This is a genomic window from Ensifer sp. VA4 (assembly GCF_055710065.1).
This window is the reverse complement of record NZ_JBVQPO010000008.1, coordinates 39,566-65,022: the sequence shown is the minus strand read 5'-3', so window position 1 is coordinate 65,022 and position 25,457 is coordinate 39,566. Positions and strand designations below refer to the sequence as shown.

The following is a 25,457-nucleotide window of genomic DNA, read 5'->3' as shown; positions in this document are numbered from 1 at the left end:
GAGCCCAGGCCGCGTTCCTAGGCCATTATTGGAAAGTCGCGGTTCTATAGTCAGAGACGGCCCGCCCGTCAAGCCAAACCTCTTGCATTCTCGGAAAACCGGCGGTTTTTCCCAACCGTTCCTCGGATTTGAGGCCTGGCTCGTGTTGGAATAATGCCTTGCAGGACCCATTCCAAGCGGTTTTGCTATGCGCTACTTCTGTCATGAGGACGTGTGGCTGCCGCGAGGCCGGCCCCACGACCGGCTGCAGCGAGCTGGGCGTAGAAAAGCCGTAAAGAGCCTGCATTTCAGGGTATTGCGGCGAAATTCAAGTAATGGATTTTTCAGGGCATGAAGTTGCGAAATGGCTTTTGCGTGGCGGCGCTGCTGTCCGCGGTCTCGTTTTCCACAGCATCGTCGGCCGCCGATGTCGAACATCTGACGGATTACAGCATCTCGCTCGCTGGTTTGCCGGTTGCGCGCGCCTCCTTCCATACCGAACTTCAGAAGAATCGCTACACGATATCGGGAACGCTGAAGTCCGCGGGGCTGCTCGATATCCTCAGCCGGACTTCGGGCCAGACCCAGGTTTCGGGCGTTGTCGACAAGGATCACCTGCGGGCGTCGCAATATTCGATGTCCTATCGCAGCGGCTCGAAGGGCCGGGCGATCAGCGTCACCTATCGCAACGGTAATGTCGTGCATGCGAGCATGACGCCGAAGCGCACGCCCTTGCCGAAGAACTGGGTGCCCGTCACCTCGCGCGACATGCGCAACGTGCTCGATCCGCTTTCCGGTCTCATCATTCCCGCCGACGCGCGTGTCTGCCCGAACACGCTGCCGATCTTCGACGGCGAGTCGCGGCTCGACATCAAGCTTTCGCCGAAGGGGACCAAGCCTTTCAAGACGAAGGGTTTTGAAGGCGAGGTGATCGTCTGCGGCATCCGCTTTGTCCCGAAGGCCGGCTACAAGAAGGGCCGCGAGGATGTCGAGTACCTGCGTCGTCTGCAGACGATGGAGATCTGGTTCGCCAAGGCGCAAGCCGTAAATGTCTATGCTCCCGTCTATGTTCGCATCCCCACCAAGCTTGGGCCTGTCACGGTCGCGGCGACGCGATTTGGTGGTTGACGCGCGGCCCTATGCAACTAAAAGGTTAAACACCACGAAACACCGTGATTTTATCGGCGCAGGTTTCCGTGAGAGAAGCCGTGCGAGGGGACGACTATGAAATTCAAGGCAACGCTGATCGGCTTTTCCGCCATTCTGATGTGGTCGCTGCTCGCGCTGTTCACGGCAGCATCCGGCAAGATGCCGCCATTCCAGCTTTCGGCGATCTGCTTCCTGATCGGCAGTCTGCCGGGCCTGGTGGTGCTGGCGATGAGGCCGGAGCGCATGGCGCTGCTCAAGCAGCCGGCCAAGGTCTGGATCACCGGCATTGCCGGCCTGTTCGGCTATCACTTTCTCTATTTTACGGCACTGCGCAACGCGCCGGCGGTGGAGGCGGGGCTGATCGCCTATCTCTGGCCGCTGCTGATCGTCGTCGGCTCGGCGCTGCTGCCGGGGGAACGTTTGCGCTGGTATCATCTCGCCGGCGCACTCGCCGGCCTCGTGGGAACGATCCTGATCGTCGCGCGCAATGGCGTTGCCTTCGACGACGCCTATCTCATGGGCTACGGCGCCGCCTTCCTCTGCGCCTTCACCTGGTCCGGCTATTCGCTCATCACCCGCCGCTTCGAGGCAGTCTCGACGGACGTTGTCACTGTTTTTTGTCTTGCGACCTCGATCCTGTCCTTCGTCTGCCACCTGGCGCTTGAAACGACCGTCTGGCCGGCGACCACTTTCGAGTGGCTGGCGGTTGCCGGACTCGGGTTGCTGCCGGTCGGTGCTGCCTTTTACGCCTGGGACTTCGGTGTGAAGAACGGCAACATCCAGCTTCTCGGTGTCTCGAGTTATGCAGCGCCGGTACTCTCGACGCTGATCCTGATCCTGTTCGGCTTTGCCGAGCCGTCCTGGCGCATTGGGCTCGCCTGCCTGTTCGTCACCGGCGGCGCGGTGCTTGCGGCGAAGGATATGATCTTCCGCAAGCGTGCCATGGTGGCGCAGCCGGCGGAGTAATCGGGACCGTTATCGTTTCGGCGGCTGCCAATCGGGAGCCGCCATTTCGAAGGCGGCGAAATCGAATGCCGGCGCGACCGTGCAGCCGACCAGCGTCCAGTCCCCCAGCGAAGCAGCGGACTGCCACCAATCGGCGGGGACCACGCCCTGCGGGCGCTCACCGTTCAGGATGTCGGACCCGAGCCGCAGCGTCTCGACAGGCTTTCCATCCTCGGCGATGCTCAGTTCGAGTGGCGCACCGGCGTGATAGTGCCAGATCTCGACCGCGTCGCGGACGCGATGCCAGTGCGAGCGTTCGCCACGTTCCAGCAGATAATAGATCGCCGTCGAGTGACCGCGTGGGCCACCTGCGGTGTCGCGGAAAGTCTCGATGTACCAGCCGCCCTCCGGGTGACGCACCAGACCGAGCGCCTTGATGATCTCCGCCGCCGATTGCGCCCCAGCCACTAGAAATTATCCTTCCGCCTGCGGATTTCGGCGAAGACTGCGGCATCGCTGGCGTTCTGCATGCCGAGATGGGCGCGGATGCCGGGATCAGCGGCACGCAGGAACGGGTTCGTGCGTTTCTCAAGGCCAATCGTCGTCGGCGCCGTAAAGCCGCCATCACAGCGCGTTTCCTCGATCTCGGCGGCGCGTGCCTTGAGCTCGGAATTTTCTGGGTCGATCGTGACCGCGAAGTGGGCATTGGAAAGCGTGTATTCGTGGCCGAAGTAGACCATCGTGTCGTCTGGCAATGCGGCGAGCCGGCTGAGAGACTGCCACATGGTCTCCGGCGTTCCCTCGAAAAGGCGTCCGCAGCCGAGCGCAAACAGCGTGTCGGCGGCAAAGAGCAGTTTATCCTCGGTGAAATGGAAGCAGATATGACCGGCCGTGTGGCCGGGCGTCTCGATCACCTCGACGGAACGGCCAGCAAAATCGAAATGCTCGCCATGGCGCACCGCCTTGTCGAGACCCGGGATTTTCGAGGCTTCATTGAGCGGACCGATGATCGTGACGCCGAAGCGCTTCTTCAGCGCATCATTGGCCGCGACGTGGTCGCCGTGGTGATGTGTCGTCAGGATATGCGTGAGCTTCCAGCCGCGCCGCTCCAGCGCATCCAGGATGGGTTGCTCTTCCGGCGCGTCGATCGAGGCGGTCATGCCGCTTTCGGGATCATGGACGAGCACACCGAAATTGTCGGTGCGGCAGAGGAAGAGGTCGAGTTCGAGCGCGGCCATGGCACGTCCTCCGGTCAGGAGAGAGGGAATGCTGCCGAATGTAGCGAGGCTTGCCTTGAAGTCTACCGCTTCGCAGCTAACATGTTGCGAATGCACACCGATATCGTCGACCTGCGCGAATTCTATCACTCCGAGCTCGGCCGGATGGCGGAGCAGTCCGTCACCATGGCGCTTTCGTCCGTCTGGGCGCGCCTGCCGGACGAGCGGCTGGTCGGCCTCGGCTATGCCGTTCCCTATCTCGAGCGGTTCCGCAAGGATACCGAGCGCACCTTCGCCTTCATGCCGGCGGGGCAGGGGGCGGTGAACTGGCCGGTTGCCGAGCATTCCTCGACGGCGCTGGTGTTCGATGAGGAATTGCCGCTGCCCGACGCCTCGATCGACCGGGTGCTGATGGTGCATTCGCTGGAATTCGCCGAAAGCCCGCGAGAGACGATGAAGGAGATCTGGCGGGTGCTCGCGCCAGGCGGCCGCCTGGTCATCGTCGTGCCGAACCGGCGCGGCGTCTGGGCGCGCATGGAACACACGCCCTTCGGCTCCGGCCGCCCCTATTCGCGCGGGCAATTGACGGCGCTGCTGCGCGAGACCAACTTCACGCCCGGTGCCACGGCGGATGCGTTGTTCTTCCCACCGTCGAAGCTCAGGGCGATCCTGCGGCTGCGCCGGGGCTTCGAGCGGCTCGGCCGCTCGCTCTGGCCGGTCTTCTCCGGTGTCATCGTGGTCGAGGCGCAGAAGCGGCTTTACCAGGGATTGCCGGTCGCCGCACGTGCATCGCGCCGGGTCTTCGTGCCTGTTCTGGCGCCGCAGGGCGTACCGAGCACGCGCGCTCGGCCGTACCCCACCCGCTAACCTGCGTGGGAACCGCGGCAGACCCTCGACAAAAGCCGCTTGCGCCGCTAATGCCTTGACCTCTTTTCCTGCCTGCAGCGCCCTGCGCCTCCCAAGGTGCGCAGCGGTCGCTGTGGCACTTTGACGGCCATAGAAAGCTGACCCAATGAGCCTTGCTTCGAAGAGCCCCGAGCCGCGTTCCGGCATCCTGGATATTGCCGCCTATGTGCCGGGCAAGGAGCATGCGCCGGGTGTCGCCAAGGTGCATAAACTTTCGTCGAACGAGACGCCGCTCGGCGCCAGCCCGAAGGCAATCGAAGCCTTCCAGGCGGCCGCCTTCAACCTGGAACGTTATCCGGACGGCCAGGCGCGGGCGCTTCGCGAGGCGATCGGCGCCGTGCACGGCCTCAACCCGGCAAACATCATGTGCGGCAACGGCTCGGACGAACTGCTCGGACTTCTCTGCCACACCTATCTCGGGTCCGGCGACGAAGGCATCATCACCGAGCATGGCTTCCTCGTCTACAAGATCCAGATCCTGGCTTCGGGCGCGACGCCCGTTACCGTCAAGGAGAAGGATGCGCGCGTCGACGTCGACGCGATCCTTTCGGCGGTGACCGAGCGGACGAAGGTCGTCTTTCTCGCCAATCCCGCCAACCCGACCGGCACCTACATTCCGGTCGACGAAGTTCGCCGGCTGCACGCGGGCCTGCCCGAGGGCGTGCTGCTGGTGCTTGATGCGGCCTACGCCGAATATGTGCGCCGCAACGACTATGCCGCCGGCCTGGAGCTCGTCTCGGCCAGCCGCAATGTGGTGATGACCCGCACCTTCTCGAAGATCTACGGTCTCGCGGGCTTGCGCATCGGCTGGATGTATGCGCCGCCGGAGGTGATCGATGCGGTCGACCGCGTTCGCGGGCCCTTCAACCTCAGTGCTCCGGCCATTGCAGCGGGCGCTGCGGCGATCCGTGATCAGGCTTTCGTGGCAACGGCGATCGATCACAATCTCACCTGGCTTGCGCGTGTCAGCGAAGCGCTCGAGGCGATCGGCCTGCGCGTCACGCCTTCGGTCACCAACTTCGTGCTGATCCACTTTCCGGAGGAAGCCGGCAAGCGGGCCGAGGAAGCCGATGTTTTCCTGACCGGCCGCGGCTATATCCTGCGGGCGGTCGGCAGCTACGGTTTCCCCAATGCACTGCGCATGACCATCGGCTCGCAAGAAGCCAACGAAGGCGTCATCGCGGCGCTGACCGAATTCATGGGACGGAAATAATGGCTCAGCAGTTTGAAACGATCGCCCTCATCGGGATTGGTCTCATCGGCTCGTCAATCGCGCGTGAAATCCGCGAAAAACAGCTCGCCGGTACGCTCGTCGTTTCCACGCGCAGCGAGGCGACGCTGAAGCGCACGCAGGAGCTCGGGCTCGGCGATCGCTATACGCTGTCGGCGGCCGACGCCGTTCGCGATGCTGACCTCGTCATCGTCTCGGTGCCTGTCGGCGCATCCGGCGCCGTTGCCGCCGAGATCGCGGCGCATCTGAAACCCGGCGCGATCGTCACCGATGTCGGCTCGACCAAGGGCTCGGTGATCGCGCAGATGACGCCGCATCTGCCGGAAACCGTTCATTTCGTGCCGGGGCATCCGATCGCCGGCACCGAGCATTCCGGGCCGGATGCCGGCTTCGTCGGCCTCTTCCGCGGCCGCTGGTGCATCCTGACGCCGCCGGAAGGCGCTGATGGGGAAGCTGTCGCGCGGCTCCGGCGTTTCTGGGAAACGCTCGGCTCGATGGTCGAGGAGATGGATGCCGAGCATCACGACAAGGTGCTGGCGATCGTTTCGCACCTGCCGCACATCATCGCCTACAACATCGTCGGTACCGCCGATGACCTGGAGACGGTAACCGAATCCGAAGTCATCAAGTATTCCGCCTCGGGTTTCCGCGATTTCACCCGTCTCGCGGCATCCGATCCCACCATGTGGCGTGACGTCTGTCTGCACAACAAGGATGCGATCCTGGAGATGCTGGCGCGGTTTTCGGAGGATCTCGCCTATCTGCAGCGGGCGATCCGCTGGGGCGACGGCGAGAAGCTCTTCGACCTCTTCACCCGCACCCGCGCCATCCGCCGCTCGATCATCCAGGCGGGCCAGGATACGGCGATGCCGGACTTCGGCCGGCATGCCATGGACCAGAAATAACTTGAGCAGGTCGAGGAAGACCGTGAAGCGGCCTTCCTCGCGGAGTTGCGTTTCTCGGCGTCTTAGAGTGTCGGCAGGACGCCGATCGGGATGAAGGCGAGAAACGCGGTGCCGTCGCGCACGTTGAGTTTCACCGTCGCTTCGTCCTTGCCGTTGGCGAGCGCTTTCAGCATGTTGGCGGTGTTGTCGACGAGGTTGGCATCGTCGGGGATCAGCTCGACCAGATTGGCCCGCCAGGCCTCGATGTTCGTCATCGTCAGCGAGAACTCGCCGGAGATCAGTCCCTGGTCGTTGACCGAGAAGGGACCGGAAAGCTTGGCGTTCATCCCGGAGCCGAGATCGAGGTTGAGCTGCCTGAGTTCGCCCTTGCTGCCGCGAAACATTTGCGGCGTCGGCGTGGCCGTCATCCAGGCCGCCTTGTCGGTGAAAGTGAGGTCCGCGGCGACGGTGGCCGGCGGCGCGTAGCTCGGGCCTTCCTCCGGACGAAGATCGAGCTTGTCGACGCTCAGGGCCGCATCGAGGTCCGCGCCGTTCTGGCGCAGATGCAGTTCGCCGTGGCTGGCGCCGAAGCCAAGTCCGTCGCCCGAGAGCGGCAGCCGCACCCGGCCGGTGAGATTGTCATAGGTGAGCGAGGTGCGGTCGACGCCGGACAAGGTCGCGCGCACGCTTGCATGCAGCAGGGTCCAGTCGGCGGAGACGTTGAGGCCGGGCGAGGCCCGGATTTCGGCCGGGCCATCAAGCTCGATCACGGCATGGCCGGGCTGGTAGACCTGGGCGGCCGTCCGCAGCGCTCCGAAGGAGGCCGACGTGCCGTGACGGGTATCGTCGAGATGGACCTTGTCGCAGAAGAGGCCGATGCGAAAGGGAAAGCCGCGCACGTCCATGTTCGTGCATTCGCCGCCGAGGCCGGCTGCCTGCCCGTCGGCGAGACGGGTCGTGAGACGCTTCTCGATCTGATCGGCGGCGAGAAACCATCCGGCCGAATAGATGCCGGCGACAAGCACGATGCCTGCGGTCAGCCAGCGGAACTTCCGGCTGACCGGCGAGGGATTGGAAACTGCGGTTGCCGACATGGGCGCGGATACCTCACTTTAGGTCACGATGATCTTGGGTCGGCTCGACCCAAGCCATAAGCGTGATCGCTTCTAACAAGCTAGAGCGGGATGTGGGCGGAAAACCGCAAACACCTTTCCTCATCCCACTCTAAACCGGATTGCGGCTGCCTTTCGGGTGGCGCCGCCGATCCGCAAAACTATTCTTTCGTTCGGGTGCACGAGGACGAGCTTGTCTCTTTCGTGCCGAGATGCTGTGCCGTAGAAACCGACATGGCTGACCATTCCAACGGGCCGATCATGATTCGGTGGCGAGAGCAGACAGCGCGGGTTGAATGACAGTGGATATGGACGAATTTTGGGTCTTTGGCTACGGGTCGCTGATGTGGAACCCGGGCTTTGCCTTCGAGGAGAAGCTGACGGCGCGCGCCTTCGGCTATCGCCGCTCACTCTGCGTGCATTCCTGGGTTCATCGGGGCACCGAGCAGCGGCCGGGACTGGTGCTCGGACTCGACCGTGGCGGCTCCTGCATCGGCACGGCATTCCGCGTCGAGCGCGGGCAGCAGGCTGACGTCGTCGACTATCTGCGCGAGCGGGAACTGGTGACGCATGTCTACAAGGAGCGCATGATGCCGGTGCTGCTTGCCGACGGGCGGCGCGTGCCGGCGCTTGCCTACGTCATCGACCGCGACCACGTACAATATGCGGGCACGCTCACAGCCTCGCAGGCCGCCGATATCGTCGCGGTTTCGATCGGAAAATCCGGTCCGAACAGCGAGTATGTGTTCAATACGCTCGCCCATCTGCGAGAAATGGGTATCCGCGATCACTGGTTGGAAGAGGTGGTCGAATTGCTCCAGCAGACGCCACGGCGCGCGCGCGCCTGATGCTCAGGCGCGGCCTGCCGCCTTCAGTTCCTTCAGCCGTTGTTCGGCTGTCGGCGGCAGCGGCAAATGCGGATTGTTCTTCACCGTTTCGACGAGCAGTTCGTCGCTGGCCTTCTCCGTGACTTCCACCAGCTTGGCAAGGAATGCATCCGGATCCATGCCTGCCTCGACCGGTGGCAGGATGCGGACCTTGAAATGGCCGGGAAAGCGCAGGAACTTGCGGCGCGGCCAAAAGAGGCCGGGATGCATGGCGACCGGCACGACCGGCACGTTCAGATCGCGATAGAGACGGGCGATGCCATATTTGTATTCCGGCGGCGCCCCCGGTGGGCGGCGCGTGCCTTCCGGGTAGATGATGAGTTCGCGGCCGGTTGCCATCTCCTGCTTGGTGCGATCCATGACGCTGGTCATGGCCCTGCCGCGTGCGGCCCGGTTCACCGGAACCATGCGCTGCTTGAGAATGTACCAGCCGAACAGCGGGATCCAGGTGAGCTCGCGCTTCAGGATGTAGAAAGGATCGTCGAGCCAGGGAAGCAGCGCATAGGCATCCCAGAAGGACTGGTGCTTGGGGGCGAAGATGTAGGGGACATCAGGGAGATTCTCCAAGCCTTCGATCTCGAAGGTCGTCCCGACCATCTTCTCGAGCAGCCAGTGATTGCTGCGCACCCAGTTCTTGGGAACGAACCAGGCCTTCTTGCGCGGCAGCAGGAAATAGATCGGCGTCAGCACGATCATCTGCACGATCAGATTGGCGTAGAACACCATGTTGAAAAGGATCGAACGCAAGACGATCATCAGGCACGCTCTCGTAGGCGGGTTCTCACGGGGCTCGGCGTCAGGCCGATGGATGGCTGCCTACACGAATACGTGCCGAAGGAAAACTGCCCTTCCTCACTTTAGGCCGGCGACGTCCCCGATGGTCTCTATTCTTCGGCCGGCGTGGCGCGGGAGGGATCGGTGCGCAGACCGCTCGTCGGCCGGGCGCCGGCGAAATCGCGAATCGAAGCGATCGTATATTTCCCGAACTCCAGGAGGATCGATTTCAATACCATCGGGTTGCGCAGCCAGTTCGTCGTCTTGAGATCCGAGTTGACGACCGGGTAGGGGATGAACTCCGTCTCCGGGCGGGTGCGCCGAAGCTCCAGCAGGCTGCGCGGCATATGGTAATTGTTGGTGACGACGAGCACGCTCGTATAGCCGCGATCGCGGATCCATTGCGCCGTTTCCGTGGCGTTGCCGATCGTATCGATCGCCTCATGGCCGATGTCGACGCAGCATTTGAAAAGATCGGCGGAACTCTGGGTGTTGCGCCGGATCTGGCTGCCGGTGGTCGTCGGGTGAACACCGGAGATCAGCAGGCGCCTGCCGGCGCCACCCTTCAAGAGATCGACCGCCTGATCGATGCGCTGGAAGCCGCCGGTCAGGACGACGATCGCATCCGCCTTGGGATGCACGGGCGGCTGCAGCGATGCGACGGTGTCGGCAAAATTCAGGAAGGCGGCAATCAGGAGCGCGAGCGGCAGCAGCAGGACAAAGAAGGTTCGCCGGAGAATTTTGCGCAAGAGGCTGCGGGGCCGCCGGCGATCGTCGGCTCTCCCCTGCCATTTGCCTCCTCCGGTCATCCCGTTCCCGCGTAACTCTCGCGCCATCATGATTCTCTTTCACATAGCCGCAGATTGCGGCAAGGAATAGATCGAGGCGCAGCGAAACATCGGGCCGGTCAGCTTTGGTAGAGGTCCGTGCGGCCGGGGTCCGAACGGATGAGATCGATCTCGTAGATCGTGCGCATGACGGTCAAGCGCGCGGTCACTGTCGTCAGGATGGCGATGACGACGATGATTGCGGCGATGCCGAGGTAGCCGCCATAGCCAATGGTGAAAGTGCCGAAGAGCGCGGTTGCCTGGTCGGTCTGCGGTGTTGCCAATGTCTGCGATTGCCAGAAGCCGGCAAGCGCGAAGGACAGCGCGGCCAAGAGGCCGCCGGTGCCGGCACCCTTGAGACTGATCCTCAAGAAATGCTTCTGGAACTCGGAGGCGACGAAACCGGCCTCGGCACCGACGAAATGCAGCACCTCGACGATGTGGCGGTTGCCGGAAAGTGCGCCGCGGGTGGCGAAGATCACGGTCAGCACCATGGCCGAGAAGACGAGCGCCAGCACGCCGGTGCCGATCATTGCCGTGGTGTTGGCCATGGCCACGAGCCGGTCGACCCAGGTGCGGTGGTCGTCGAGGAAGGCCTGCGGAATCGTCTCCGTCAGCGCCTTGCGCATGGCGGCGAAATCGGGCGGATTGTTTTCGTCGATGGTGATGATGATCAGCCTCGGCACCGGCAGCTCGTCGAGATCGAGGCCTTCGCCGAGCCAGGGCTCCAGGAGGCGCGCCGTGGCGGCGCGATCGACGATCTGGCCGTCCGTCGTACCGCTGAAGGTCAAGGCCAGGTCACGGGCGTCGGCAAGCGCCTTGTCCATGTCCAGGCTGTCGTCCGGCTTTATCTGGATGGTGATCTCGCGGGAAATCTGCGACTGCCAGCTCTGGGCCGTTGCCCGGACCATGCTGACGCCGCCGAGCGTCAGGCAGGCAAGAAACGACATGATGGCGATGACGCACATCAGCGCATGGCCGGAGACATTGGTCGAAGGCACGATCGGCCCGGTCGGCCGCACGCGCATTTCCGTCCGGCGCGGCGGCTGTTCCGGCGGCTGCTCGGCTGCGCTGTTCTGGCGTTTCGTGCGGCTGTCACTCATAGATGTCGAGCCGCCCCTGCGAAAGGATCATGCGCCGCGCTTCCACCTGATCCATCAGTGACAGATCATGGGTGGCGATCACCACGGCGGTGCCGAGCCGGTTCAGTTCGAGGAAGAGATTGAGGAGGCGCCTGGCCATTGGCGGATCGACGTTGCCGGTCGGCTCGTCGGCAAGCAGGATCTCCGGCCGGTCGATCAGCGCCCGGGCGATCGCCGCGCGCTGTTTCTCGCCGCCTGAAAGGACCGGCGGCAGGACATTGATGCGTTCGCCGAGGCCGACCCATTTCAAGAGTTCCAGCACGTCGGCGCGATAGCTCGATTCCTCCTTGCCGCGGACGCGCAGCGGCAGAGCGACATTCTCATAAGTGGTGAGGTGGTCGAGCAGGCGAAAATCCTGGAAGACGATGCCGACGCGACGGCGCAGCATCGGGAATTCCTCGCGCGGGATCGACGAAATGTTGCGGTCGAACATCCGGATCAGGCCGCGCGTCGGCTGCAGCGAGAGGAAGAGCAGTTTCAAGAGGGTGGTCTTGCCGGCGCCCGACGGGCCGGTCAGGAACTGGAACGACCGGCGCGGAATGTCGAAGGTCAGGTCCCGGAGGATTTCCGGTCCCATACCATAACGCAGTCCGACGTTCTCAAAGTGAATCAAGCGGCAGCCCAGTCTCTCTCACGGCCCTGCAACCGATGGCCGGTTCCGGTCCTCCGCGCATAGGACGACCAGCCTCGAAAGGCAAAACCGCCAGCGGAATCATGGTTAAGCAGCGGTTAATTTTTCATGAAAAGGCGCCCCTTTCGCGACGTCTTTCCGAAACATTAACCATTCCGGTTTACGTGTCGGAAAGATTTGATGCAATGCCTAGATTCTTGCAGGCCAAGGGTCAGCGTTGCCCGATGGTTTCGCAGTCGAGGCGGTAGGTCGCGTGGGCCGCACCGTCTCCCTGTGGGACAGGAGGAACTGGTCATGCATGCATTCCGGACCAAAACCGCCGGCGCCTCGGCGGACTTCCTGCCGCCCGAACGGGGCGGACGTGAGGGAGCCGCAATGCCGCGACGCGTCGACTATGTCGATGCCGAGTTCGAGGTGATTGCGGCCTCTTCGCGCCGAGCGCCCTATCCGGTGTTCAATGACAAGGTCAGGATCGGAAATCGGAAACGGCCGAGCTTGACGGTCGTGGCCCACGAAACGTCGCCTGCCGGCCGGCTGCTGAGCCTCGCCGAAGCGCGGCTTCGCGACATGCCAATGCGCCGCTTCGCCGGCTTGGTCGCCGGTTTCGCGCTTGCATCCTTTCTGGTGATCGTCGGTTTCGCGGGTGACGGGCAGGCCGATGTCCAGCCGCTCACGATATCAGGGGTGACGAGTTCACTGGATTATTCCGGCGGCATGCGCGTGCTCTCCGTCTACGGCTCCATCGACAACCGCTCGGATGCCGAACAACGCTTGCCGCTCGTCGTGGTGGGGGTGGCAGCCAACGGCCGCCAGGTTACGACGACGCGGGTGATGCCCGAAGGCACGGCGATCGCGGCGGGCGAGAGCCGTCATTTCATGACGCGGCTGCCCTATGCAGGTGGAAAAATGCCCGATGTGACGGTTTCCTTCGCTGAAAACGGTGTTTCGGCCCGCTGATTGTGCTAAGCGGCGCGGATGGGAAGGCTTAGGTCTTCCGGATGAAACGCTGGAGAAGCCTTGATGCCCGTTGTTCGCGGTAAGAAAATCGAACCTCTCTACACGGCCGAAACGATTGCAGCGCGCAACAGCGAGCTGGCCGGGATGATCGTCAACGGTCCGCACAAGGATCTGCTGGTGATCGCGGTGCTCAAGGGATCGTTCATCTTCGCCGCCGATCTGATCCGCGCCATGCATTCGGCCGGTCTTGCGCCGGAAGTCGAGTTCATCACACTGTCGAGCTACGGCACCGGCACGGTCTCGCAGGGCGTCAAGATCACCAAGGATATCGACAGCGACGTGCATGGACGCGACGTGCTCTTGATCGACGACATTCTCGAATCCGGCCGGACGCTGCGTTTCGCCAAGGAGCTGATGTACGAGCGCGGCGCCCGCAACGTGACGATCGCCGTGCTGCTCGACAAGCGGGTCAAGCGCAAGGTCGAGCTCGAGGCCGATTATGTCGGTTTCGAGTGCCCCGATCACTTCGTTGTCGGCTATGGCATGGATGTCGCCTATGCCTTCCGCGAGCTGCCTTTTGTCGGCGTCGTCACCGGCGACGCCGAGTAAGGTGTGTCAAAACGGCACGCCGATCCTGAAATCCGGTCGCTCAGCGTTTACCGAACACAAACGAAAAACTGATTGGTTGGGGATGCGCCGCGTGGTGATTCCCTATCGGATTCGCGGTGCTGCAGCGCCGTCGTGTCCCGTCGATGACTGACGCCCGCTGTAACCTTTTGGATCAGGTGCGGGCGCCGGCGTGAGAGCCGCGCCTTGGAAACGCGGAGGCCATGATGGCGAAGATCCTGATTACCGAGGACGAGGATGCGTTGCGTTCCTTCGTCGCGCGGGCATTGAAGCTCGACGGCCATGAGACGGTCGAGGCGGGCGACGGTGCCGACGGCCTTGCGCGCCTCCAGACCGAGGCTTTCGATCTCCTGCTTTCCGATATCCGCATGCCGGTCATGGATGGCATCGAGCTGACGCATCAAGCGTCGGCCGCCTTTCCGGCAATGAAGATCCTGCTGATGACCGGCTATGCCGAGCAGCGCGAGCGGGCCGACGATCTCGCCGACAAGATCGTCGACGTCATCTCCAAGCCCTTTTCCCTTCCCGATATCCGCAAGGCCGTTGCGCTTGCGCTGGCCGCCTGACGAAGCCCAATCCGGCGACTGAGTGCTATCCCGCTTGCGGGGCCCAGCGCCGCGTTCCGCTCGCAGCGCAGTGCATGTCGCGCTAAAGTGCGCAGCCGTTTTGCGCGAGAATGGCTGAAGGGGCAGCAGCGAATCCTTAGCTCAATTGGCGGCAAACCGGCTTACGGGCCTCACTGCATGTCTAGCAGTCGCTCGAGATATTGGCGTTCCACTTCCGGCGACAGGTTATCCCCGAGCCGGCGGCGGATTTCTTCGAGGATCTGACGGGCGCGTTGCGTGTCGAATTCCTCGGGCACCTTCACGTGGTCGCCAAATTCCGGACCCCGGTTGTTCTGGGGGCGGCCGAGCGGATCGCGTCCGTTCTGGCCGAATTGCGGAACGCCCATGCCGGGGCCCTGACCCTGGCTCTGCATCTGGTTCATCATGTCCTGGGCGCCCTGGCGTAGGGCCTGCAGCGCGCGACCCTGGTTGCCGACCGCCTGTTCGCCCTGGCCCTTGCCGAGCGCGCCGGAAGCGCCGTCCATTTCCCGCCGGGCTTCGCCGAAGCCCTTGCCCGGCTTGATGCCCATGCTTTCAAGGCTCCTGTTAAGTTCGCCGAGCTGCTTGCCGAGCTCATCCTGCTGCTGCTTCAACTGCTTCAGTGCATCCTTCAACTGTTCGGCGGTCATGTCGTCGAGCGGATTGGGCTGTCCGTTTGGATCGCTGCGCTGTCCCGGGTCCTGCGGCATCTCCTGGCCGAAGAGCTCGTTGTCCTCACCCTGCAAGGGGTCGCCGCGTTGCATGCGGTCGCGCTGCGCCTGATCGAGCTTGAACGTCTCATCCATAAGCTGCTGCTGCTGCTGCATCAGTTTGCCGAGCTTGTCCATCTGCTGGCGCATGGCGTCGTTCTGCTCGCCCATCTGCTGCTGACCGCGGCCGGCCTGCAGGTTGTTCATCATGCGCTGCAGCTCCGACAGCATCTGGCGTGCCTGATCGCGAGCGCCGGAGCGCGCCAGGTTCTCGATCTGGTTCATCATCTTTTCGAGATCCTGCTGGCGCAGGATGTTGTTCGGGTTCATTTTTCCGGCCATGCGCGGGTCTTTCGCCGCCTGCTGGGCGAGAGCCTGCATGTATTCCTGCATGGCCTGGCGCAGCTCCTGCATCAGCTTGGCAATTTCCTGATCGGACGCGTTGCGCTCCAGGGCGTCCGAGAGCGCCTGCTGCGCGTCACGCAGGCGCCGTTCGGCGAGCGACAGGTCGCCGTCTTCGATACCGAGCGCAATCTCCCAGAGGTATCCGGCGGCGTCGCGCAGCATGTCGTCGTTGTAGGCAAGCGCCATGCGTGTCCGCGCCGACTTCAGCAGTAGGAAATGCGTGAGGTTGGGGATCCAGTCCTCGGCAAGGGAGGCTACGGCGTCGTTGAGGTCGATGGCGCGTGGCAGGTCGTTGGCATCGAGCGCGAAGACCTGGCGCTGTTCCGCCACGGCGCCGGCGAGCGGCTGGATGAACTGGCGGGCAGGCAGGATCATGTCCTGCGGCGGGCTGCGGCCCTCCTGGCCAGCGGCGTCGCGGGCGACGAGGCTGATCCGCACGCGCTTGCCCGCAAGCGGGTGTTCGCTGAGGTTTCGGCTGGTCGTGCCCTTGGCCTCGCGCGCGTTGCGGCGTGGCAGGTCGAGCCGGTATTCGGGCAGCGGATAGAGCGGATGGGCCCCCTCCGCGGCTTCGTCGAGCGGCTTGATCTCGGCCCAGGCCTGGGCGATGCCGTAGTCATCTGTCGCCGCGAAGGTGATTTCCAGCGCCGCATTGACGGTGGGACGCGGTATGCCGTCGAAGGAGATCTGCGGCACACCGTCCGGGATGATCTTGAAAGCCCAGCGCCGCTCCCCGACGACGAGCTCGCCGTCCTTGACGACCTTGTAGACATGGTTGCGCACGGCATTCGGGTTGCGGGCAGGCTCCGGCGCAGCCATTTCTGCGACCTTCGGTCCGGCTCCGCCTACCTTCGGCTTGGGCTTCGTTTCCTCGGCTTTCTCGCCGGCCGCCGGAATGGCGATTGCCTTGGCCGCGCCACTTTCGGCAAAGCGGACGACCTGGTCCGGTCCTGCCCCGGTGACCCGGACGGTCAGGTCGCTGAATTGCGGGATGGTGATGGCTCCGCCGTCCTCTGCCGCAGGTGCGGCCTGCGGCTTGCCGGTGAGGAAGATCGGGGCGCGGCCGGTATAGGCCGGCGGCGTCACCCAGGCATCGATGCGGATGTCAGCCGTTTCGACCGAAGCCTGCGGCAGGCGCAGCGCGTCGCTCAGCAGGCCGGCGCGGTTGGAATAGGAATAGGCAAAGGCGATACAGGCGAGAAGCACCGGCACGGCGCGCAGGGCAAAAGGGTCGTGCCGGGCGATGTCAGGACGCGGAAGCCCCGTATCCAGCGCACCGATCATTCGTGCCATGCGGGCCTGGTGCTCGCGCCAAAGCGCTTCGCCCAGGGGATTGTCGGTTGCCGGCCGGTCGTCCTGGACGCGGATTGCCTGATGGGGCAGGGCGTTGCGCTCTTCCAGCATGCGGTCGGCATCGGCATTTCCAGGCAAGCGGATCCGCGCCAGCGGCACCAGGGATGCGAGGAAGCCGATGGCGAAGACAAAGAGCGTCAGGGCATGCAGCCAGAACGGCGCCACGCGGAAGAAGCCGAGCCAGGCGAAGGCGAGAAACAGAAGAACGATGGAACCGGGCAGGAGGATGCGCGGCAGAAGCTGTTCGGCGACCAGCACCGAGCGCGCCAGCCATCTCTTCAGTGCCAGGGTTCTCGAAAACGGCTTCGGTTGTGGCGTTTCATCCTGCCGGAATTGCGTCATCCGCCCAAGTTTCCTTTCGGTCGCCCATCAACGCTCGTGGCTGACCCAATATAGTAAAGCGAGATGCGGCTGGAAACGGCACGCAGCGTCGCTTAGCCCGCTGGCCTTCAGGATACCATCGTTTGTGGCGAAGACGAGGGCGCAAACAGAATCGTGATCGCCCGGGTGGCGACCACAATTTGTCGTCGTTGGTGCGGGGTGCCTCAGGCGAGCCAGTCCGGAACCGAATCGAGGCCGATCAGGGCATCGTAATCCTGGCGCGGGCGAACCACGTGGAAGCGGTCGCCCTTGACCAGAACTTCGGGGATCAGCAGACGGGAATTGTAGGTGCTGGCCTGGACGGCGCCGTAGGCACCGGCCGAACTGATCGCGAAGAGATCGCCGGGCTTCGGCATCGCCATTTCGCGATCGAGCGCCAGATAATCGCCGGTTTCGCAGACCGGCCCGACGACGTCGGCGCGGATGCGCGGGGCATTGGCGGCGGAGATGCGAACAGGGCGGATCTCGTGATAGGCCTCGTAAAGCGTCGGGCGGATGAGGTCGTTCATCGCACCGTCGACGATGACGAAGGTCTTGTCGCCGCCATCCTTCACGTAGATGACCTCCGTCACGAGGATGCCGGCATTGCCGACGATCAGCCGACCCGGTTCGGTGACGATCTTGCAGCCGAGCGACTGCAACTGGCTCTTGACGATTTCGGCGTAGGCATCCGGCAGCGGCGGAGGGTTGTTGTCGTCCTTGTAGGGAATGCCCAAGCCCCCGCCGATGTCGACGTGGTCGATCGAATGGCCGTCGGAGCGCAGCGTATCGACCAGTTCACGCAGCAGCTTGAAGGCGTCGTCGAAGGGCTGCAGCTCGGTGATCTGGCTGCCGATATGCATGTCGATGCCGGTCACCTCAATGCCGGGCAGGGTGGCGGCGTGGGCATAGACGGCGCGGGCGCGCTCCCAGGAAATGCCGAACTTGTTTTCCTTCTTGCCCGTGGAAATCTTGGCGTGGGTCTTGGCGTCGACGTCCGGATTGATGCGGAAGGAGACGTGGGCGCGCTTGCCGGCCCGCACGGCACGCTGGTTCAGCACCTCGAGTTCCGGCTCGGACTCGACGTTGAAGCAATAGATGCCAGCGTCCAGTGCCAGATCCATCTCCTGCGGCGTCTTGCCGACGCCGGAGAACATGATCCGGCTTGCGGGAATGCCGGCGGCAAGCGCGCGGCGGAGTTCGCCACCCGAGACGACGTCGACGCCGGCGCCGAGGTGACCGAGCGTCTTCAGCACTGCCTGGTTCGAATTGGCCTTCATGGCGTAGCAGACCATCGCGTCCACGTCGGCGAAGGCCTTGGAAAAGACCGTATAGTGGCGCTCGAGTGTGGCTGTCGAATAGCAATAGAAGGGTGTGCCGACGGCGCGCGCGATGTCGGTGACCGGCACGTCTTCGGCGTAGAGGATTCCGTCGCGGTACTGGAAGTGGTTCACGGGCTGCAGCTCGGCTTTGAGCAATTCCAGGGAAGTATGATGCGATCTTCCGTCCGGAATTGCGTAATTTCAACTAGAGGAGGGGATCGAGCAGGAAAGGACGTTCGTCGGGTTTTTCCTTCTGCTCCACGGTTCCGGCGGGCGTCTTGGTGTTGATCGGCGCCGTCGAACCGGGGCGGTCGAGATCACCCTTGCGTCCGCAACCGACAAGAACCAGCCCGGGGATCGCCAGCAGGAGCGCAAGCCGGGCCGCCTTCGTGAATGTCATCGTGATTTTCCTTCGCGGGACTGATGCTGGTGCGATGTCTTATCGATTTTTCCGGCGCTTGTGCACCCTGAATTTGCGGGCGGAAACCGCCCGCACCTTCGTCCGTCCCTAGTTGCGGGCGCGCCACCAGGCGATCTGCTTGCGAACCTCGTTGGGGGCCGTGCCGCCGAAAGAGGTACGGCTGGCAACCGAGGCCTCGACGGTCAGCACGTCGAAGACCTTCTCGGTGATGTCGGCATGGATCGACTGCAGGTCGGCAAGCGAAAGATCCGCCAGATCGCAGGCCTTCTGTTCGGCCAGCGCGACGGCACGGCCGGTGACGTGGTGGGCGTCACGGAAGGGCAGTCCCGCCTCGCGCACCAGCCAGTCGGCAAGATCGGTCGCGGTCGAATAGCCGGAGCCGGCGGCCGCCTTCATGCGGTCGGTGCGAACAGTCATGTCACGCACCATGCCGGTCATGGCGGCAATCGCCAGTTCGAGGCTTTCGGCGGCGTCGAAGACCTGTTCCTTGTCTTCCTGCATGTCCTTGGAATAGGCGAGCGGCAGGCCCTTCATGACCGTCAGCAGCGCGATCAGCGAACCGTTGATGCGGCCAGTCTTGGCGCGCACCAGTTCCGCGGCGTCGGGGTTCTTCTTCTGCGGCATGATCGAGGAGCCGGTCGAAAACGCATCCGACAGGCGGATGAAGCCGAATTGCGGCGTCGACCAGATGACGATCTCTTCGGCGAGACGCGACAGGTGCGTGGCGGCAATCGATGCCATCGACAGGAATTCGAGCGCGAAGTCGCGGTCGGAGACGGTGTCGATCGAGTTGCGGGTGGGGCCGGCGAAGCCGAGCGCCTTGGCCGTCATGTGCCGGTCGATCGGGAAACCGGTGCCGGCCAGTGCCGCCGCGCCAATCGGGCTTTCGTCCATATGCTCGATAGCGTGGCGCACGCGCGAGCGGTCGCGGCCGAACATTTCGACATAGGCCATGCAATGGTGGCCGAAGGTGACGGGCTGGGCCGTCTGCAGGTGGGTGAAGCCGGGCATGACGGTGTCGGCATGTTCCTCGGCGCGGTCGAGGAAGGCGGCGATCAGCGCCGTCAGCGCCTTCTCGGTCTTCTGCAACTCTTCCTTGACCCAGAGGCGGAAGTCGAGCGCCACCTGGTCGTTGCGCGAACGGGCGGTGTGCAGGCGGCCGGCCGAGGGGCCGATCAGCGTTGCCAGCCGCGCTTCGATGTTCATATGGATGTCTTCGAGGCGGCGCGAGAACTCGAACTGACCGCTTTCGATTTCTGACAGGATCGTGTTGAGGCCGTGAACGATCTTGTCTTTGTCTTCAGCCGAAATGATGCCTTGATGCGCCAGCATGGTCGCATGCGCTATTGAGCCGCGGATATCCTGGGCATAGAGCTTCTTGTCGAAGCCGATCGAGGCATTTATCTCCTCCATGATCGCGTCCGGACCCGAGGCAAAGCGACCGCCCCACATCTGGTTGGAGGATTTCGTCTCGGAATTGCCGTCAGTCATGAAGAATGCCCGCCTTGGAGAATGAGATGCCCGACCAGAAGAAATCCCCCCCGGCCGTGAAACTGTTCGCGCTCGCCGCCCTGTTCGGCGTGATCATCGGTGCGGCAGCGGTATACGTGAAGGAGACGGGGTCTGGCAATGGCGCGCAGACCGAAACGGCCAGTGCCAGCTGCCCGCTGACATCAGCCAAGGTCGCATCACTGACGCCGCTGATGAAGGGGCAGGTGGCCGCCATGGCGCCGGCGTCGTCACCGCGGCCGATCGCGCTCGACTTCAACGGCCCCGACGGCAAGCCGACGAGCGTCTCGGCTTTCGCCGGCAAGACCCTGCTCGTCAATCTGTGGGCCACCTGGTGCGTGCCCTGCCGCGAGGAAATGCCGGCGCTGAATGCGCTGCAGAAGTCGCTCGGCAGCGACAAGTTCGAAGTGGTGGCGATCAATATCGACGTCGGCGACGACGAGAAGCCGAAGGCGTTTCTCGACGAGACCGCCGTGCATGAGCTTGCCTATTACCGCGATGCGTCTATGGGCGTGTTCAACAACATGAAGAAGGAAGGTCTCGCCTTCGGCTTGCCGGCAACGCTGCTGCTCGACGACAAGGGCTGCCTCATCGGCTCGATGAATGGCCCGGCCGCCTGGGACAGCGACGACGCCAAGGCGCTGATCAGCGCGGCGATTGCCCCGGCTGCCGGCAGCTGAGCGGGATCAGAACTCACCCAAAGAAAAACCCGGCGGTGCGCCGGGTTCTTTTGTCAGTTGCTGATGGCATTACCGGGTCGGAACCGGGACATCGCCACGATAGTCGTAGAAGCCGCGGCCAGACTTGCGGCCGAGCCAACCGGCTTCGACATATTTCACCAGAAGCGGGCAGGGGCGATACTTCGAATCCGCCAGGCCGTCATAGAGCACCTGCATGATCGACAGGCAGGTATCGAGGCCGATGAAGTCGGCAAGCTGCAGCGGGCCCATCGGATGGTTGGCGCCAAGCTTCATGGCCGTGTCGATGGCCTCGACGCTGCCGACGCCTTCGTAAAGCGTATAGATCGCCTCGTTGATCATCGGCAGCAGGATGCGGTTGACGATGAAGGCCGGGAAATCTTCGGCGACCGTTACGGTCTTGTCGAGCGTCGCGACGAATTCCTTGGCGGTCTTGAAGGTCTGCTCGTCAGTGGCGATGCCGCGCACGAGCTCGACGAGCTTCATCACCGGAACCGGGTTCATGAAGTGGATGCCCATGAAATGCTCGGGGCGATCGGTGGCCGAGGCCAGGCGGGTGATCGACAGGGAAGAGGTGTTGGTCGCCAAAATCGCTTCCGGCTTCAGGATCGGACAAACCTGGCCGTAGATCTTGCGCTTGATCGTTTCGTCTTCGGTGACGGCTTCGATCACGAGGTCGGCCTGCGACAGGTCGTTGATGTCGGAGGAACCCTTGATCAACGCAAGCGCCGCCTTGCGCGCCTCGTCGGTCATCTTGCCGGAGGATACCTGGCGGGCGAGATTGCCGTTGATGGTGGCAAGGCCCGCTTCGATCCGTTCAGCGGCAAGATCGTAGATCTGCACCTTGTATCCGGCGATTGCCGAAACATGCGCAATGCCGCAGCCCATTTGCCCGGCACCAATAACTCCGACCGTCTTGATCATTGCGGCGAACATCCATCTTCAAGTGGGCGGCCAGGCCGCCTCAGACACGCAAACCGGGCCGGTTTGGCCGGCCCGGTAGATTGTTAATGCCAAGTCCACGCTTTTGCCAGCCCTTTTCATGGGCGGCGGCGGGCGGATCTTGCCGTGGGTTACAGGGCCTTCTGCAACTCCGGCAGGGCGTCGAAGAGATCGGCGACGAGGCCGTAGTCGGCGACCTGGAAGATCGGCGCCTCCTCGTCCTTGTTGATCGCGACGATCACCTTGGAGTCCTTCATGCCGGCGAGATGCTGGATCGCCCCGGAGATGCCGCAGGCGATGTAGAGATCGGGTGCGACCACCTTGCCGGTCTGGCCGACCTGCCAGTCGTTCGGAGCATAACCGGCATCGACGGCGGCGCGCGAAGCACCGACGGCGGCACCGAGCTTGTCGGCCACCGGCAGGATCACTTCCTGGAACTTCTCCGAGGAGCCGAGCGCGCGACCGCCGGAGATGATGATCTTTGCCGAGGTCAGTTCCGGGCGGTCGGACGACGACAGCGCGTCGGCGACGAACGAGGAGACGCCCGGGTTGGCAGCCGCCGAAACAGTTTCGATCGCAGCCGAACCGTCTTCGGCAGCGGAGGCGAAGGCGGCGGTACGCACGGTGATGACGCGCTTGGCTTCCGTCGTCTGCACCGTCTGGATGGCGTTGCCGGCATAGATCGGGCGCTTGAAGGTGTCGGCGGAGACGACCTCGATGATTTCCGAGACCTGGCTGACGTCGAGCAGGGCGGCAACGCGCGGCATGACGTTCTTGCCGACCGAGGTCGCGGCGGCAACGATCGTGTCGTAACTGCCGGCGAGCGAGACGATCAGCGCTGCTAAGGGCTCGGCGAGGTTGTTGGCAAGCGAGGCGTCGTCGGCGACGAGCACCTTCGAGACGCCGGCAAGCTTGGCGGCCTGTTCGGCCGCCGTCTTGGCGCCGGCACCAGCAACCAGCACATGCACGTCGCCACCGATCTTGGTGGCAGCGGTCAGCGCCTTGGCGGTCTGGTCGGAAAGGTGGTTGCTGTCGTGGTCAGCCAGAAGAAGAATGGCCATGATTTAATCTCCCTTTGCTGAACTTAGAGCACGCCGGCTTCGGTCTTGAGCTTCTCGACGAGCTCGGCGACCGACTTGACCTTGATGCCGGCCTTGCGGCCCGACGGCTCCTCGGTCTTCAGCACCTTGAGGCGGGCGGCGGTGTCGACGCCGAAGTCGGCCGGGGTCTTCTTGTCGAGCGGCTTCTTCTTCGCCTTCATGATGTTCGGCAGCGAGGCGTAGCGCGGCTCGTTGAGGCGCAGGTCGGTGGTGACCACCGCCGGCAGCTTGATGTCGATCGTCTGCAGGCCGCCGTCGACTTCGCGCGTCACGGTTGCCTTGCCGTCGCCGATCTCGACCTTGGAGGCAAAGGTGCCCTGGGCCCAGCCGAGCAAGGCCGACAACATCTGGCCGGTCTGGTTCGAGTCGTCGTCGATTGCCTGCTTGCCGACGATGATCAGGCCCGGCTGTTCGGCCTCGGCCACACCCTTGACGATCTTGGCGACGGCGAGCGGCTCGACCTGGTCTTCGGTCTCGACGAGGATGGCGCGGTCGGCGCCCATGGCGAGCGCGGTGCGGAGCGTCTCTTCGGCCTTGGCCGGACCGACGGAAACGACGATAACTTCACTCGCCTTGCCGGCTTCCTTCAGCCTGAGCGCCTCTTCGACCGAGATTTCGTCGAAGGGGTTCATCGACATCTTCACGTTCGCAAGCTCGACGCCCGAACCGTCTGCCTTCACGCGGATCTTGACGTTGTAGTCAACCACCCGCTTCACCGTCACAAGTATTTTCATGGATTCTTCCCTCCAAGAGCTTTCGCAGGAAAATGCGCCTTAACGGAGCCGCCTGATTGTCGGTTGGCGACATCGATACGCGTTTTTTCTCCAATTACAATCGCTGTGCATGGCGCTAAATCGATATAACCCCGAGAATTGGAATGACGTTTACGTACACGTAAGACTGACAAATGGCAAGCGGCCTCCAGGGCCGGTTGTCTGCAGGCCGTCAAGGCAGGGCCAGTGGCAGGCAAGTCCTTGAAATGGCGCCCAATCCGCGTCGAATGCGTGGGAGAGGCGAGGGCGTGCTCAGGTCTGGCGTCCCCAGGGCATCGGCGGTTTTGTCGCATCCGCAGGCAGTTCCTGTCCGGCCGCAACCGGCTCCGCCTTGTGCCGGACGGCGCGCGGCGTGACGATGGTGCGGTCGAAAAGCGGCACGTCGCGGCGTCGCAAAATGACCACCAGGACGAGGCCGGCGACAATGCCGCCGACATGGGCGCTCCACGAAACGCCGCTGCCGGGATCGACGACCAGCATGAAGAACTGCTGGCCGATCCAGAAGGCCAGCGGAATGGCGGCTGGCAGGGGAAGCGGGATGCGGAAGAACACCAGAACCCAGACCCGCACCTTCGGATGCAGAAGGAAATAGGCGGCAACGACGCCGGAGATCGCGCCGGAGGCGCCAATCAGCGGTACTTCGGAGGCCGGGTCGAAGAGCCCATGGGCGAGCGCCCCTGCGGCGGCGCAGAGGAGATAGAAGAGCAGAAAGCGGAAATGCCCGAGCGCATCCTCGACATTGTCGCCGAACACCCAGAGAAACAGCATGTTCATCGCCAGATGCATGACGTCGCCATGCAGGAAGGAATAGGTGACGAAGGTGAAGCCGTCGGGAACGATGACCAGCGAGGGGTCGAGTTGGGCATAGTCGAAGGTGAGCGCCGGGATATAGCCGAAACCGAGGATGGCCGCGTTGGCGAACTCTTCCGAGGCGATCGGCCCGGTGATCAGCCAGACGGCGATGTTGATGGCGATCAGGCTGATCGTGACATACTGGACCTTGATGTGCTTCAGGGCGTTCGTATCGTGAAGCGGTATGAACATGCGGTCTCCCCGAAGCGCGGATCATGCCAAGGTTCCCCGCGGGGAACTTTATGGAAGCGGACGTTATCTGTTTTTTCCGGGAACCCAAAGGACGTCGGCTTGGCCTCTGTCATTTGCCGAGCGCGCCGCGACAAACAGGAAATCGGAGAGCCGGTTGATGTAGGCGATCGCTTCGGCGCTGACGATCTCGCTTTCGACATTGGCGAGCGCCACCATCTGCCGCTCGGCCCGCCGCGCCACGGTGCGGGCGACATGCAGCGCAGCGGAAGCGGGGCTGCCGGCCGGAAGCACGAATGAACGCAAGGGTTCGAGTTCGGCATTCAGCTGGTCGATTTCGGTCTCGAGCCAGGTCACCTGTGCTGCCACGATGCGAAGCGGCTCATATTGCGGCGGCTCTCCCGTATCCGGCGTCGCCAGATCTGCGCCGAGATCGAAGAGGTCGTTCTGGATCCGCATCAGCGCGTCGTCGAGCGCCGGCATATCGGCCGTGTGCTGTCGCGCCAGGCCGACGAAGGCGTTGGTCTCGTCCACCGCGCCATAGGCATCGACCCGCAGGTCGCTCTTGAGGCGGCGCGGACCTGCAACAAGCCCGGTGGTGCCATTGTCACCCGTCCGGGTGTAGATCTTGTTGAGCTTCACCATCTATCGTCACGATCCTCAGCAATTCCAGGAAAGGTGTGAAACGGCTTTCCGTCCGGAATTGCGTCTCTAGGTCGAGCAATTCCAGGAAAGGTGTGAAACGGCTTTCCGTCCGGAATTGCGTCATCTAGGTCGGGCGACCGCCGCCGGTGAGCCACAGCGTCACCATGATCAGGACGATCGCGATCGCCTGCAACAGTACACGTGCCTGCATCAGCTTGTTGGAGGTGTTGCCGCTGCCGCCCTTCGCCATGTTCAGGAGACCACGGATCAGAACGATCACGACCAAGCCCATGATGAACAGGGTCAGGCCGGTAAAGAAGCTGGACATC

At 63.4% G+C, this 25,457-nt stretch carries 27 protein-coding genes; 10 read left to right on the top strand and 17 right to left on the bottom strand.

Annotation, left to right across the window (positions count from 1 at the left end; genetic code table 11):
• Nucleotides 1–330: 330 nt before the first annotated feature.
• Together AC0C6X_RS15360 and yddG are read left to right on the top strand one after the other, a co-directional pair.
• The gene (locus tag AC0C6X_RS15360) at nt 331–1,107 is read left to right on the top strand and encodes a DUF3108 domain-containing protein (RefSeq protein WP_247960701.1); all 777 of its coding nucleotides are present in this window, start codon (nt 331–333) and stop codon (nt 1,105–1,107) included.
• A gap of 96 nt (nt 1,108–1,203) precedes the next feature.
• On the top strand, nt 1,204–2,094 hold the full coding sequence (gene yddG, locus AC0C6X_RS15355) for an aromatic amino acid exporter YddG (protein WP_173520534.1): 891 nt from the start codon (nt 1,204–1,206) through the stop codon (nt 2,092–2,094).
• Nucleotides 2,095–2,103: 9 nt separating this feature from the next.
• On the opposite strand, the gene AC0C6X_RS15350 is transcribed toward yddG, so the two are convergent.
• Nucleotides 2,104–2,541 (bottom strand): cupin domain-containing protein, encoded by a 438-nt coding sequence (locus tag AC0C6X_RS15350; protein ID WP_173520535.1) that lies wholly within the window; start codon nt 2,539–2,541, stop codon nt 2,104–2,106.
• Nucleotides 2,541–3,311, bottom strand: coding sequence for a hydroxyacylglutathione hydrolase (gene gloB / locus AC0C6X_RS15345; protein ID WP_173520536.1), 771 nt, complete (start codon nt 3,309–3,311; stop codon nt 2,541–2,543). Before gloB ends, AC0C6X_RS15350 begins: the two co-directional genes overlap by 1 nt.
• 81 nt (nt 3,312–3,392) lie before the next feature.
• Here gloB and AC0C6X_RS15340 point away from each other — a divergent pair, with 81 nt between their 5' ends.
• From AC0C6X_RS15340 to AC0C6X_RS15330, 3 genes are all read left to right on the top strand, one after another.
• Nucleotides 3,393–4,157 (top strand): class I SAM-dependent methyltransferase, encoded by a 765-nt coding sequence (locus AC0C6X_RS15340; protein ID WP_173520537.1) that lies wholly within the window; start codon nt 3,393–3,395, stop codon nt 4,155–4,157.
• A 145-nt stretch (nt 4,158–4,302) separates the two neighbouring features.
• Nucleotides 4,303–5,409 (top strand): histidinol-phosphate transaminase, encoded by a 1,107-nt coding sequence (gene hisC, locus AC0C6X_RS15335; protein ID WP_173520538.1) that lies wholly within the window; start codon nt 4,303–4,305, stop codon nt 5,407–5,409.
• A complete protein-coding gene (locus AC0C6X_RS15330; RefSeq protein WP_173520539.1) occupies nt 5,409–6,332 on the top strand; it encodes a prephenate/arogenate dehydrogenase family protein in 924 nt (307 codons plus the stop codon). Before hisC ends, AC0C6X_RS15330 begins: the two co-directional genes overlap by 1 nt.
• A 62-nt stretch (nt 6,333–6,394) precedes the next feature.
• Here AC0C6X_RS15330 and AC0C6X_RS15325 read toward each other — a convergent pair whose 3' ends face one another.
• A complete protein-coding gene (locus AC0C6X_RS15325; protein WP_472953857.1) occupies nt 6,395–7,405 on the bottom strand; it encodes a DUF2125 domain-containing protein in 1,011 nt (336 codons plus the stop codon).
• Nucleotides 7,406–7,719: 314 nt separating this feature from the next.
• Here AC0C6X_RS15325 and AC0C6X_RS15320 point away from each other — a divergent pair, with 314 nt between their 5' ends.
• Nucleotides 7,720–8,271 carry a gamma-glutamylcyclotransferase gene (locus AC0C6X_RS15320; protein ID WP_173520541.1) on the top strand — a complete coding sequence of 184 codons (552 nt, stop codon included), beginning with the start codon at nt 7,720–7,722 and terminating at the stop codon, nt 8,269–8,271.
• Nucleotides 8,272–8,274: 3 nt separating this feature from the next.
• Here the strand turns inward: AC0C6X_RS15320 and AC0C6X_RS15315 are convergent, their stop codons facing one another.
• The 4 genes from AC0C6X_RS15315 to ftsE all read right to left on the bottom strand — a co-directional run bounded on the left by AC0C6X_RS15315 (nt 8,275) and on the right by ftsE (nt 11,630).
• Nucleotides 8,275–9,066, bottom strand: a complete 792-nt coding sequence (locus AC0C6X_RS15315; RefSeq protein ID WP_173520542.1) for a lysophospholipid acyltransferase family protein — start codon at nt 9,064–9,066, stop codon at nt 8,275–8,277.
• 128 nt (nt 9,067–9,194) lie between these two features.
• Nucleotides 9,195–9,893, bottom strand: coding sequence for a YdcF family protein (locus AC0C6X_RS15310; RefSeq protein WP_173520543.1), 699 nt, complete (start codon nt 9,891–9,893; stop codon nt 9,195–9,197).
• A gap of 98 nt (nt 9,894–9,991) precedes the next feature.
• Complete coding sequence (locus AC0C6X_RS15305) at nt 9,992–10,939, bottom strand: cell division protein FtsX (RefSeq protein ID WP_376741740.1); 948 nt, start codon at nt 10,937–10,939, stop codon at nt 9,992–9,994.
• A 67-nt stretch (nt 10,940–11,006) separates the two neighbouring features.
• Complete coding sequence (gene ftsE / locus AC0C6X_RS15300) at nt 11,007–11,630, bottom strand: cell division ATP-binding protein FtsE (protein ID WP_246304743.1); 624 nt, start codon at nt 11,628–11,630, stop codon at nt 11,007–11,009.
• Between the two features lie 348 nt (nt 11,631–11,978).
• On the opposite strand from ftsE, the gene AC0C6X_RS15295 reads away from it, so the two are divergent.
• From AC0C6X_RS15295 to AC0C6X_RS15285, 3 genes are all read left to right on the top strand, one after another.
• Nucleotides 11,979–12,641 carry a hypothetical protein gene (locus tag AC0C6X_RS15295; RefSeq protein ID WP_173520546.1) on the top strand — a complete coding sequence of 221 codons (663 nt, stop codon included), beginning with the start codon at nt 11,979–11,981 and terminating at the stop codon, nt 12,639–12,641.
• 63 nt (nt 12,642–12,704) lie between these two features.
• Entirely contained in the window at nt 12,705–13,250 is a 546-nt protein-coding gene (gene hpt / locus AC0C6X_RS15290; protein WP_173520547.1) for a hypoxanthine phosphoribosyltransferase, read from the top strand.
• 224 nt (nt 13,251–13,474) lie between these two features.
• Nucleotides 13,475–13,834, top strand: a complete 360-nt coding sequence (locus AC0C6X_RS15285) for a response regulator (protein WP_472953853.1) — start codon at nt 13,475–13,477, stop codon at nt 13,832–13,834.
• Between the two features lie 170 nt (nt 13,835–14,004).
• Here the strand turns inward: AC0C6X_RS15285 and AC0C6X_RS15280 are convergent, their stop codons facing one another.
• The 4 genes from AC0C6X_RS15280 to argH all read right to left on the bottom strand — a co-directional run bounded on the left by AC0C6X_RS15280 (nt 14,005) and on the right by argH (nt 19,911).
• Complete coding sequence (locus AC0C6X_RS15280) at nt 14,005–16,659, bottom strand: TIGR02302 family protein (RefSeq protein ID WP_472953852.1); 2,655 nt, start codon at nt 16,657–16,659, stop codon at nt 14,005–14,007.
• 203 nt (nt 16,660–16,862) lie between these two features.
• On the bottom strand, nt 16,863–18,131 hold the full coding sequence (gene lysA / locus AC0C6X_RS15275) for a diaminopimelate decarboxylase (RefSeq protein WP_247960709.1): 1,269 nt from the start codon (nt 18,129–18,131) through the stop codon (nt 16,863–16,865).
• Nucleotides 18,132–18,204: 73 nt separating this feature from the next.
• Nucleotides 18,205–18,399 carry an LPS translocon maturation chaperone LptM gene (gene lptM, locus AC0C6X_RS15270; RefSeq protein WP_173520551.1) on the bottom strand — a complete coding sequence of 65 codons (195 nt, stop codon included), beginning with the start codon at nt 18,397–18,399 and terminating at the stop codon, nt 18,205–18,207.
• A 108-nt stretch (nt 18,400–18,507) separates the two neighbouring features.
• Nucleotides 18,508–19,911, bottom strand: a complete 1,404-nt coding sequence (gene argH / locus AC0C6X_RS15265; RefSeq protein WP_247960710.1) for an argininosuccinate lyase — start codon at nt 19,909–19,911, stop codon at nt 18,508–18,510.
• A 26-nt stretch (nt 19,912–19,937) separates the two neighbouring features.
• Between argH and tlpA the strand changes: the two genes are divergently transcribed.
• The gene (gene tlpA, locus AC0C6X_RS15260; protein WP_173520553.1) at nt 19,938–20,609 is read left to right on the top strand and encodes a thiol:disulfide interchange protein TlpA; all 672 of its coding nucleotides are present in this window, start codon (nt 19,938–19,940) and stop codon (nt 20,607–20,609) included.
• A 69-nt stretch (nt 20,610–20,678) separates the two neighbouring features.
• On the opposite strand, the gene AC0C6X_RS15255 is transcribed toward tlpA, so the two are convergent.
• The 6 genes from AC0C6X_RS15255 to AC0C6X_RS15230 all read right to left on the bottom strand — a co-directional run bounded on the left by AC0C6X_RS15255 (nt 20,679) and on the right by AC0C6X_RS15230 (nt 25,456).
• Nucleotides 20,679–21,551 (bottom strand): 3-hydroxybutyryl-CoA dehydrogenase, encoded by an 873-nt coding sequence (locus tag AC0C6X_RS15255; RefSeq protein ID WP_173520554.1) that lies wholly within the window; start codon nt 21,549–21,551, stop codon nt 20,679–20,681.
• A 149-nt stretch (nt 21,552–21,700) separates the two neighbouring features.
• Entirely contained in the window at nt 21,701–22,630 is a 930-nt protein-coding gene (locus AC0C6X_RS15250) for an electron transfer flavoprotein subunit alpha/FixB family protein (RefSeq protein WP_247960711.1), read from the bottom strand.
• Nucleotides 22,631–22,653: 23 nt separating this feature from the next.
• Nucleotides 22,654–23,403 carry an electron transfer flavoprotein subunit beta/FixA family protein gene (locus tag AC0C6X_RS15245; RefSeq protein ID WP_173520556.1) on the bottom strand — a complete coding sequence of 250 codons (750 nt, stop codon included), beginning with the start codon at nt 23,401–23,403 and terminating at the stop codon, nt 22,654–22,656.
• A 291-nt stretch (nt 23,404–23,694) separates the two neighbouring features.
• On the bottom strand, nt 23,695–24,486 hold the full coding sequence (locus AC0C6X_RS15240) for a rhomboid family intramembrane serine protease (protein ID WP_472953848.1): 792 nt from the start codon (nt 24,484–24,486) through the stop codon (nt 23,695–23,697).
• Between the two features lie 63 nt (nt 24,487–24,549).
• Nucleotides 24,550–25,128, bottom strand: coding sequence for a cob(I)yrinic acid a,c-diamide adenosyltransferase (locus AC0C6X_RS15235; RefSeq protein ID WP_472953845.1), 579 nt, complete (start codon nt 25,126–25,128; stop codon nt 24,550–24,552).
• 124 nt (nt 25,129–25,252) lie between these two features.
• Nucleotides 25,253–25,456: a twin transmembrane helix small protein gene (locus tag AC0C6X_RS15230; RefSeq protein WP_173520559.1), complete on the bottom strand. Its 204-nt coding sequence runs from the start codon at nt 25,454–25,456 to the stop codon at nt 25,253–25,255.
• Nucleotide 25,457 lies beyond the last annotated feature (1 nt).